The following is a 10463-nucleotide window of genomic DNA, read 5'->3' on the forward strand; positions in this document are numbered from 1 at the left end:
CGCATCTCGCATCTCGCATCTCGCATCTCGCATCTCGCATCTCGCATCTCGCATCCCGCACCTAATTTTTATTCGCTTGAACACGCATTCTGGTATATAAACATTTACCTAACCTTTAAATGTAAAGCGACCGAAATAAATGACCGCACCGACCACTATGACGTTCTTCGAACGTTTTGAAACTGACATCCTATCTGGCAAGAAGACGATTACTATTCGTGATGAATCTGAGCGAGACTACCAGCCAGGCAGTGTTGTGGAAGTATCGACGCTAGAGCAAGACCGTGTGTTCTGTAATCTTAAGATCATCAGCGTTGAGCCAATTTTGTTTGATGACTTAGGTGAGTTCCATGCTCAGCAAGAGAACATGACGCTGCAAGTACTGAAAGACGTGATTCAAGATATCTACCCGGGTATCTCTCAACTGTATGTGGTTTCTTACGAGCTTGTGTAGCCCGCTTTAAATAGAATTTGTTGATCAATACTGCGTCTAACGCAGAGCAATGATAAAGGGAAGCCACAATGAGTGAATTACAGAGCGAAACAGTTCAGCAAATTTTGCTTCAACTTTATTGTCGTGAGCAAAATGAGCAGCCGTTAATCTCTAGAACTGATCTCGACATTGCTCTTTATGATAGCGAAGGCTTTCTAGCGTGGCGTGACACAAGGCGTAACTTTACGGTCAGTGATATCGAGAATCGAGTTTGGGTGAAGAGCTGCCCCGGCGGTTACATCACTGAAGTGCACTTCAATGCTGACGGTTCTTTGACTGAATATCGTTTGTTCGACCGATTTGAAACAACAGGGCAGTGGCAACTAAAAGACGGTTTGTTACACGTCGAGATTCTGAAGGGTGAGAACTGCTACCAGTTTGCTGTTGTGGCTCGTGCTGACCTTAATATTCACTCTGCGGTTGAGTATAAGAGCGGAGAGCTGCATTCGTACTTGAAGCTTGTTCAAGTTGAAAGCTAAACGCTGGTTCGTTTAATTAGCATATAAAAAAGCCAACAGTGATGTTGGCTTTGTTGTCTTCAATCTGACTGAATACTTCTATTAAGCTTCGAAGTTCGCCAATCGAGTATAAAGCTCGCTGTCTTGATCTTGCTTTGCACAAATCGTCAGTAGGTCTTCAATAAAGTACTTCAATGCACGTGCTTCAATTCGGCGAATACCTTGTTGATGTTCTTCAGTTAGGTAGCCGTAGATAGTCGCAGCGCCAAAGTCACCAAAGATCATCTGACCTTGTTCGTTCACTAAAGTGTTGTGAGCGTATAGATCACCATGAGAGACTTTATTGGCATGAAGGTGTTCAAACACATCAATCATCTGCTCTGTAATGCTATTGATTTGAGCAATTGAAAGTTCGAAACCTTCTGGGAAAGTATCACGCGTGCAAGTCTCGAGTGTTGGTGGTAGCCCTAGGTTGTAGTAGCTGTTTGGAATGAGTTCCATCACCAAAGCTAGGTAATCTTGTTCCTCTACTTGGGCGATAGATTTTACCAAGTTGTTATGGTGTCCAGCCTGCAAGCACGCTTCCAGTTCATCATGTGGGTAGCCGTCACTGGTGACTTCGCCTTTAAACACTTTAACCGCCACTTCCTGTGGAAAATCGAAGTCGCTGTTTAGCCAGCTTGCATGCGAGATCACGCCAGATGCGCCTTGGCCAAGTACTTGATTCAGTGAATAGCTTTGAGAGCTAACCGCAGGCACGCTATCTAAGCTGCTAGGGTGTTTGCAAAACGGGTTACCCGCAAACGCTAACCAAGCCAGTTTTGGTAGCTTGATAAGGAACTCTGGGAATTCAGTCAACTGGTTTGCAGACAGGCGAACTAGCTCAAGGTTGGATAGGTTTTCCATGCTTTCTGGTAACACGCGAATCTTGTTACCCGCCAATGCCAGTTTCTGTAGTCGCGGTCTTTCACCTAGTGAGCTAGGCAGGGCCTCAATCTCATTGTCGGTCAGGATTAACCAACGTAGTTGAGTCGGCAGAGATTGTTCGCTAACGGTTTTGATTTGGTTGGTTTTGAAGCCAACCATTTCGAGCTTAGGAAGTGACCCTAGAACATCAGGCAGGTGCGTAAACAGGTTATTCGACGCGAAGATAATACGCAGGTTAGTTAGCTTTGATAACTCGGCTGGTAGGTCTGACAGCTGATTACCTGAAAGGTCTAGGATCTCAAGAGAATCTGCAAGCTCTATGATTTCTAGAGGGAACTCTGTGAGATCTTCTGATAGTTTTAGACGCTTAATACCTTTAAGTTGCCCTGATTTTAATTGTTCTAGAGTATGCAAACCTTAGCCTTATGAGTAGATGTTCGAGGCGCGTAGTTTACTTGTCTCAACCGAGAAAGGCGAGTATCCGCAACAATACTCGCCTATCTACGCTCAGTGGCTGTTGATATCAAGGTTAAAGCTGAATACGATTTTGGCTAACGCCGACCTCCTCAACAAAATCCAAGTCATGACTGACTAAGATAAAAGCTCCTTGGTATTCACGTAAAGCTGACGCCAATATCTGCTTTGAGTCGATATCTAAATGATTGTCTGGCTCATCAAGCAGCAGTAATGGGGAGTCTTGCTTATGACTGACAATCAACATCGCTAGCTTCATTTTCTCTCCACCACTTAGGTGAGCGACTTTGCGGTACACGGTATCACGCCTAAAGCCGATGCCTGCTAACAATGTCCGAGCATCACTCTCTGTGAGCCCGTCACTATGTGTCATGAGGCTATCGAACATTGTGTCGTTGGTGTCTAATAGTCCAAAGTGTTGATCCAAGTATACTGTGGACCCTAAGCGTTTAATGGAACCTGTATAGTTCGAGTGTTGCCCATGAATGGCCTTTAACAGCGTCGACTTTCCGCAGCTGTTTGCACCAGTGAGATAACACCGTTCACCTTGCGACATAGAAAAGTTGATACGAGCGTCAGAACCAAAACTCAGATGGCAATCTTCAACGGTTAATAGCGAGTTCTTTTTACTGTTATTACTCTGTTGTAGATACAAGGCCTGTGGTTTTAGTTGTTCCTTTTGTTCTTTAAGAGATTGAAGCTTATCTTGATTTTGCTCCTTTAAGTTATTTTGGCTAGTGGCTGATGCTGCTTGTGTTCGTCCGGCTTTGTCTTTCATCGCATCCATTAAGATCTTTGGCTGACTGCCGGATTCTCGCAGTCGGTTTCCTTGCGCCTCTCGCTGTTGTGCTTTTTCTTTGTTGGCTTGAGCTTGGCGTTCAAGTCGTCTCTTTTCTGATTGATGATGAGCAATCTGTTTATCTAGTGCATCGGCCTGATTCGACATTTGTTTGAAGTAGTCATCGTAGTTTCCTTTATAGAAACGTAACCCCAAACTGTTGAGATGGTAGATACCTTCCATTTGTCTCAATAAGCTTCGATCATGGCTGACGACAAGTACCTTACCTTCAAACACCTGGCATTGTTCTAGTAGCCAATTGCGTCCGTCGTTATCCAAATGGTTCGAAGGCTCATCGAGGATCAGTATGTCGTTATTTGATACGAATAGCTGATGAAGCTGTAACAGGGCGAGTTGCCCACCACTCAAAGAGCAACAAAGTGTGTTCAAATCACGAGTGATCTTTAATGTACCTAGCAACTGCTGGGTACGCGCCTCTAAATCCCAATCATCGCCAACGATATTGAAGTGCTGCAGTTCACAGCTACCTTGTTCTATTGCGCTTAACGCTTCTAACTTTTCGGTGAGTCCTAAGAAGTCAGCGATGGTGATGTTGGTATCCAGTAGCGTTGATGGTAACTGAGAGTAAAAGCCGATTGAACCTTGGCGCGAAACACTGCCCGTTGTGGGCTGTTTTTGTCCAACGAGCAATGAAAGTAACAATGACTTTCCAGCCCCATTTCTTCCGACTAGGCCTGTGAGGCGAGTGCTCAAATTAAAGGTGATGTTTTTGAATAACCACTCACCAGTATCGAGTTGGAATGAGAGATTATTGGCTAATATAGTCGGCATAGAAATACCTCCCTTTACGTGTAAACGAGTAAAAGGGGTGAGGCGCTTTTTCTATATAGAACCCTACACAGAATTCTATGTATAGATCGCCAAAGACGTTACTTAGGTAGCGTACCAATCAAAGATAGGAAATAGAGTGCTGATCTGATTTCTGTCTTTAAGGTGCTGATCTTAAAGATGTAGGTTGTCAAAAAACGGATCTTTAAGAGCTTGATTTGTCGCGAAAATAGATGACGAAGTAACGCCCACTAACCCCGAGTGTCCAAATGATTTTTATAAAAATAAATCGGATGTCAGGATGTTAGTACTTCATTATGGCGTTATTCTCTTTTGAAATGATGGTGGGATGGTACTGAAAGAACGTACTCTGAGTCAATATACTGAGGTGATTAAATTGTGTTCAAATGATTAAAGCGCCTGTGTGGCGCTTTAGTGATCATTATTGGAAATAAGTTGAGTCTAGAACTTATATCTTTGGGTTTAGAGCTTAGAGCTTAGAGCTTAGAGCCTTGGGCTTAAAGCTAAAGCTACTTGGTTTGCCCACCAACGGCGCGCCAACACATATCAAAGCTATCGTTGATGTACTTGGCTGACTGCTCTGGTGGCAACTCATTCTGTTCAATTAACCAGTTTGCACAAATCAAAAAGTGGCTGTGGATGAAGTGCCTAACAAGATTGATGTCTAATACCATCAGTTCACCAGTTTCTTGTCCTTTCAAAATGATCTCGTCTAACGATGCGAACATCTTTGAGACGATGACTTCTCGAGTTTGAGTCGTTGGGTCGAAATGAACATTGGTGAAAAACTTCATCGCAACTGGATTTTCTAGCGCCCATTCAAGCCCTGTGATCCACATGAACTTAAAGGCTTGGTAGCGATCTTGTTCAGCGATTTCTGTGTGCTGGTCAAGGGTAGAAAATAGCTCTATTTTCAGTTCACGAAACAGTTCATCAATCAGTAGAGATTTGTTCTCGAAGTGGTGAAACAGTGTCGCCTTTGCTACGCCTGCTGTTTTCGCTATTTGTCCTGTAGATGTGCCCTCGAGCCCTTGCTGAGAAAAGAGCAGGAGCGCAGCATCTAGGATTTTTTGCCTTTTCGTAATCATCTATTTAGTACTTTGAACAGAATCTTTTTAATTGGGTTGTTGTAAGGAGGGTGCATTAACTTAGTGAAGTTAATTTTTCCTCTACTTAGAACGGTTTTGGCATGGCTAAAGGTCTTGAAGCCTTCAATACCGTGATAGTGTCCCATGCCTGAAGGGCCAATGCCACCGAACGGCGCATCTTCTGCTGCCACATGCACTAGCGAGTCGTTGATACAAACACCGCCAGAATGCGTATTCGATAAGAACTGGTCTTGGGTCTGTTTATCATGACTCATCAGATACAGAGCAAGTGGACGTTCTCTTGCTGTGATGTAGCTGATCGCTTCTTCAATAGAGTCATAAGGCACGATAGGCAGAATAGGGCCAAACAACTCTTCTTGCATCGCAACCATATCGTCGTTCACTTCGGTTAGAAGGTGTGGCGTCATTCTGTGGTTTACATCATCTTGTGCTTGTTCGGTGACAGTGTGAATAACCGCACCTTTAGACTGAGCATCTGCAATCACACCTTTCAAACGATTGTATTGGCGCATATCGATCACTGAGGTTAAGTCTTTGCTTTCAATACCGGCTTTATAAAGTTTTTTGAAGTACTGCTTATAAGCCGTGATGAACGCGTCGACTTTTTCTCGTGGCAATAAGATGTAATCGGGTGCCACGCAAATCTGGCCAGCGTTTAAGCTTTTTGCAAACAGGATGCGTTCAACGGCGTCAGCCACATCAAAGTCAGGGGCAATAATCGTTGGAGACTTGCCACCCAATTCCAAAGTTACTGGCGTTAAGTTGTTGGCTGCTGCTCTCATTACGTGCTTACCCACAGAGGTCGACCCTGTGAATAGAATATGATCAAACGGGAGTTGGCTAAATTTCGCGGAAACGTCAGCTTCACCCTCTATAATCGCAACCTGATCTTCGTTAAAACCCTCAGCCAGCATAGCTTTTAAAACTCGGTTGGTCGCTGGAGTGAACTCAGACATCTTGAGCATTGCAGTATTACCTGCCGCCAACGCAGTGATGAGGGGCCCTAAAGAGAGCATCACCGGGAAGTTCCAAGGAACAATGATACCGACAACACCCACTGGCTGATAATGAACGGTGATCTTCGCGGGTGTCAGCATTAAGCCTGCTTTGCGGCGTGATGGCTTCAACCATTTCTTAAGGTTCTTCAGGCTGTAATTGATCTGGTGAAGAGAAGGGGTGATATCAGCAATCAAGCTGTCGTGTTTTGCTCGATGGCCATAATCTTCAGATACTGCCTCAATCAACAGCTCTTGATAGCGCATTAACAACGCTTTTAGTACTGAGAGGTTTTTTCTTCTCTGCTCAAGCGTTGGATTAACATTACTGCGGTAGTGATCTTTTTGTCGGTCGAACATTTGATCCATGTCGTTGATGCTCGACGTGTTTGGTTCAAGGTCTAGATTATGGCTCATAGTATCCCCTAAATTCGAAAGCTGACCGATTGGTCGGTCAGTTGAATTTACAAGAAGATCGAATCGAATACAAGATATGCACGAGAAAAGTTCAATAATTGAGCGGTTACAACATTGAAGTGAGCGAGTTTTAGTTGGAAGAACGAAGTGTTTATAGGTATCGAATCACGGGATACAAGTTGTGTTTGTGATAGCGAGAGTTCAGATTGGGAAGTGCGCATATTTGTCACAACCCTGACTTAACTTGACCAGATTAGCCAAGAATTTTATGTGTCTTTGGTATTTTATTCACCTGATTTTTTGTTAGAAAGTGCTTTAAATCTAATGCGCTTCAGCCTGTTTTTTGGCCTAAAACCTTGTAATACCTTACCTGTCACTTTAAGTCGGATCGACGATAAAAAAACGTAATCGTAACCACAAATATCAATGGTTGGACTCACTCTTAATAATATCGGTTAATGCAGCCAACAAATCGTTTTTGAACGTTTTTTGTTGGGTTATACCTCGCTATTCCAATGAGGTATCTTCTGTCGATGGCCCTATAGTGTGAGGTCTCTAGAATTGGAAAATTCGGTTAATTTGGAACGCATCCGTGCTGAGTATAATGTAAAGCACTGGAGCCAAGGTTTTTATGGAATTGATGATAACGGTGAGGTGTATGTATCACCGAGCGAAACCGATCATCAAGTTCCTCTTAGTCAGATCGTAAAACAGTTAGAGCAGAGAAATATTGGTTTGCCTGCTCTTGTGCGTTTTCCTCAAATAGTGCACCAACGTGTGCACAATATCTGTAACGCATTTAACCAAGCGATCGACGAATATCAGTATGACAACCGTTACCTGCTTGTTTACCCGATTAAAGTTAACCAACAGAAAGAAGTGGTTGACGAGATCTTAGCGAGCCAAGCTCAATTAGAGCAGAAGCAATTGGGCCTAGAAGCAGGTAGCAAGCCTGAACTATTAGCGGTATTGGCACTGGCTCAAAAAGCGAGCTCAGTGATCGTGTGTAACGGTTACAAAGACAGAGAATACATCCGTCTAGCGCTGATTGGCGAAAAGCTAGGTCATAAAGTATTCATCGTTTTAGAGAAGCTATCTGAGCTTGATCTTGTTCTTTCTGAAGCGAAAGCGCTTGGCGTGAAACCTCGTTTAGGTTTGCGTATTCGTCTTGCTTCTCAAGGCGCAGGTAAATGGCAAGCGAGTGGTGGCGAGAAGTCGAAGTTCGGCTTGTCTGCATCACAAGTGCTGACTGTTATTGAACGCTTGAAAGCAGAAGACCAACTGGATGTTCTAGAGCTAGTGCATTTCCATCTTGGTTCACAAATGGCCAATATTCGTGATGTACGAAATGGTGTGAGCGAAGCGGCTCGTTTCTACTGTGAACTGCGCGATATCGGTGCTCAATTGAAGTACTTAGATGTTGGTGGTGGTTTGGCTGTGGATTACGACGGTACACGTAGCCAGTCTTCAAACTCAATGAACTACGGCTTGCTTGAGTACGCTCGCAACATCGTAATGACAGTAGGGGATATTTGTAAGCTCTACAATCAGCCGCAACCTGTGATCATTTCTGAATCTGGTCGTTCGTTGACTGCGCATCACGCTGTGCTTGTTACTAACGTGATCGGTACAGAAAGCTATTCTCCGGAAGATATGGCGGCTCCAGAAGCTGACGCACCAATGTTGCTTAATAACATGTGGAAGAACTTCTTAGAGCTAGATGCGGGTAATGATGACCGAGCGTTGATCGAGATCTACAACGACACGCAAAGCGATATCGCAGAAGCGCACAACCAATTTGCAACAGGCATGCTGAATCTTCAGCACCGTGCTTGGGCAGAGCAGATGTCTTTGCGTATTAACTACGAACTTAGCTCTCGTATGAGTACTAAGAACCGTTACCACCGTCCTATTTTGGATGAGTTGAGCGAGCGTTTAGCCGACAAGTTCTTCGTGAACTTCTCGCTGTTCCAATCTTTACCAGATGCTTGGGGTATTGATCAGGTATTCCCTGTATTACCTCTAAGTGGTTTGGATAATGCGGATGAGCGACGCGCTGTAGTACTGGATATCACCTGTGATTCTGACGGTACGATTGATCAGTACGTTGATGGCCAAGGTATTGAAACAACGCTGCCAGTTCCTGCGTGGAACCCAGATGAACCATACCTGATGGGCTTTTTCTTAGTCGGCGCATATCAAGAGATCTTGGGCGATATGCACAACCTATTTGGTGATACCCACAGTGTCGTGGTGAATGTTGATGAAAGTGGTCAAGCGAATATCGACTACATCAATGAAGGCGATACGGTTGAAGACATGATGCGTTATGTTCATATCGATACGGATCTGATTCGTCAGAACTACAAAGATTTGGTCACGGCGAAAGTACCAGCACAAGAGCAGCAAAGCGTACTTGAAGAGTTAGAGCAAGGCTTGATGGGTTACACCTATCTTGAGGATTTTTAATGAACGATCTATTTACCAAACCAGATTACTCGCTGTACTCCAACGCGATGACTTTTATGCGTCGTCCATTGGTACAGAACCCAATTGATCACGATGCTGATGTGGTTGTGTTGGGCGCGCCGTTAGATATGGCGACGTCGGGTCGACCGGGCGCTCGTATGGGGCCTGATGCGATTCGTCGTGCGTCGGTAAACTTGGCGTGGGAAGGCAAAAAATTTCCTTGGGACTTCAATGTATTTGAACATACCTCGGTGATTGATGCTGGCGATCTTGTGTTTGATTGCGGTGATGCTGAAGATTTAACTCAGCGTTTAGAAGCGGCTGCAAATGCGATTCTAAACAGTGGTAAAACATTGTTAGGTTTAGGTGGCGATCACTTCATTACATTGCCTTTGCTAAGAGCATACGGCAAGAAGTACGGTGAAATGGCTCTGATTCATTTTGACGCGCACACTGATACTTACAATCAGGGCAGTCGTTACGATCACGGTACTATGTTCTACTATGCGCCAAATGAAGGGTTAATCTCGCCTGAGCATTCTGTGCAAATAGGTATTCGTACAGAGTATAAGCAGGAAGGTCATGGCTTTAATGTTATCAATGCGATGCAAGCGAATGACATGAGCGTGGATGAGATCATTGCTCAAGTGAAAGGCATTGTTGGTGATAAGCCAGTTTACCTAACGTTTGATATCGATTGTCTGGATCCTGCTTTTGCTCCGGGTACAGGTACTCCGGTATGCGGCGGTTTGAATTCAGATAAAGTTCTGAAAATTATCCGTGGTTTGCAGGGCATCAACATGGTTGGTATGGACGTTGTAGAAGTTTCTCCAGCGTATGACCAAAGCGAGATTACAGCATTGGCTGGTGCGACGATTGCTCTCGAGCTACTTTACGTTTGGACGGCGAACCGCCTCGCTAAATAGTTGTGTGTCATTGCTAACAACATAACGCTATATACTGATTTTAAAGCCCACTAAGGTTCAACTTAGTGGGCTTTTTTTGGATACCTCGAAATATCCATTTGCAACTTCTACTCATTGTCCCTGCATACCCATTCAATACTCTAACGGTTGTATATGTAATTGACGCCATATACGGTGTTTGAACAGTTTCTCATCAGCTTTGTGCTACACCTTGTCTCAAATATGGGATTTAGTTCTTCTTTGGGGTTTAGGTATATATCGACCCTATCAATCGCCCATAAATCCTAATGATTTATCAACTTTATTACTGTATATATTTATAAAAATTTGAGGTGTAATTAAGGTATGCGTTTTATTGCATATTAATCAACACCCTATAAACTTTTGCTTAGTCCATGAACAAACTAAAGTGAATGCCTAGATTTGTGAAAAGAAGTCACTTCGCACAGACATGACATTTCGGATAAGGAAGACTAGGCTTAAAGTTAAGTAAACTATAAAAAAAACAGGCGAAACGGAACTGACTCATCACATACATCAGTCTACG

General features: G+C 43.8%; 8 protein-coding genes. 4 read left to right on the forward strand and 4 right to left on the reverse strand.

What is annotated here, in order from left to right; translation table 11 throughout:
- The first annotated feature begins 139 nt into the window (after positions 1 to 139).
- Both yqfB and AB6E54_RS15555 read left to right on the forward strand, forming a co-directional pair.
- Entirely contained in the window at positions 140 to 454 is a 315-nt protein-coding gene (gene yqfB / locus AB6E54_RS15550) for a N(4)-acetylcytidine aminohydrolase (RefSeq protein ID WP_017063603.1), read from the forward strand.
- Between the two features lie 68 nt (positions 455 to 522).
- The gene (locus AB6E54_RS15555) at positions 523 to 972 is read left to right on the forward strand and encodes a hypothetical protein (RefSeq protein WP_102332106.1); all 450 of its coding nucleotides are present in this window, start codon (positions 523 to 525) and stop codon (positions 970 to 972) included.
- 81 nt (positions 973 to 1053) lie between these two features.
- Here AB6E54_RS15555 and AB6E54_RS15560 read toward each other — a convergent pair whose 3' ends face one another.
- The 4 genes from AB6E54_RS15560 to AB6E54_RS15575 all read right to left on the reverse strand — a co-directional run bounded on the left by AB6E54_RS15560 (position 1054) and on the right by AB6E54_RS15575 (position 6521).
- A complete protein-coding gene (locus tag AB6E54_RS15560) occupies positions 1054 to 2292 on the reverse strand; it encodes a leucine-rich repeat-containing protein kinase family protein (RefSeq protein WP_102332107.1) in 1239 nt (412 codons plus the stop codon).
- A 115-nt stretch (positions 2293 to 2407) separates the two neighbouring features.
- A complete protein-coding gene (locus AB6E54_RS15565) occupies positions 2408 to 3982 on the reverse strand; it encodes an ABC-F family ATP-binding cassette domain-containing protein (protein ID WP_102332108.1) in 1575 nt (524 codons plus the stop codon).
- 527 nt (positions 3983 to 4509) lie between these two features.
- The gene (locus tag AB6E54_RS15570; protein ID WP_102332109.1) at positions 4510 to 5088 is read right to left on the reverse strand and encodes a TetR/AcrR family transcriptional regulator; all 579 of its coding nucleotides are present in this window, start codon (positions 5086 to 5088) and stop codon (positions 4510 to 4512) included.
- Positions 5085 to 6521 carry a coniferyl aldehyde dehydrogenase gene (locus AB6E54_RS15575; protein WP_102332110.1) on the reverse strand — a complete coding sequence of 479 codons (1437 nt, stop codon included), beginning with the start codon at positions 6519 to 6521 and terminating at the stop codon, positions 5085 to 5087. Before AB6E54_RS15575 ends, AB6E54_RS15570 begins: the two co-directional genes overlap by 4 nt.
- Before the next feature lie 561 nt (positions 6522 to 7082).
- On the opposite strand from AB6E54_RS15575, the gene speA reads away from it, so the two are divergent.
- The gene (gene speA, locus AB6E54_RS15580; protein ID WP_065680285.1) at positions 7083 to 8990 is read left to right on the forward strand and encodes an arginine decarboxylase; all 1908 of its coding nucleotides are present in this window, start codon (positions 7083 to 7085) and stop codon (positions 8988 to 8990) included.
- On the forward strand, positions 8990 to 9916 hold the full coding sequence (gene speB / locus AB6E54_RS15585; RefSeq protein ID WP_102332111.1) for an agmatinase: 927 nt from the start codon (positions 8990 to 8992) through the stop codon (positions 9914 to 9916). The genes speA and speB overlap by 1 nt, the downstream gene beginning before the upstream one ends.
- Positions 9917 to 10463 lie beyond the last annotated feature (547 nt).

The organism is Vibrio sp. 10N.247.311.49 (assembly GCF_041467655.1).
Lineage (GTDB): Bacteria > Pseudomonadota > Gammaproteobacteria > Enterobacterales > Vibrionaceae > Vibrio > Vibrio crassostreae_C.

Excerpts from the sequence above, each read along its gene's own strand:
- yqfB (WP_017063603.1), top strand. The coding sequence starts at position 140 with ATGACCGCACCGACCACTATGACGTTCTTCGAACGTTTTGAAACTGAC.
- AB6E54_RS15555 (WP_102332106.1), top strand. The coding sequence starts at position 523 with ATGAGTGAATTACAGAGCGAAACAGTTCAGCAAATTTTGCTTCAACTT.
- AB6E54_RS15570 (WP_102332109.1), bottom strand. The coding sequence starts at position 5,088 with ATGATTACGAAAAGGCAAAAAATCCTAGATGCTGCGCTCCTGCTCTTT.
- AB6E54_RS15565 (WP_102332108.1), bottom strand. The coding sequence starts at position 3,982 with ATGCCGACTATATTAGCCAATAATCTCTCATTCCAACTCGATACTGGT.
- speB (WP_102332111.1), top strand. The coding sequence starts at position 8,990 with ATGAACGATCTATTTACCAAACCAGATTACTCGCTGTACTCCAACGCG.
- AB6E54_RS15575 (WP_102332110.1), bottom strand. The coding sequence starts at position 6,521 with ATGAGCCATAATCTAGACCTTGAACCAAACACGTCGAGCATCAACGAC.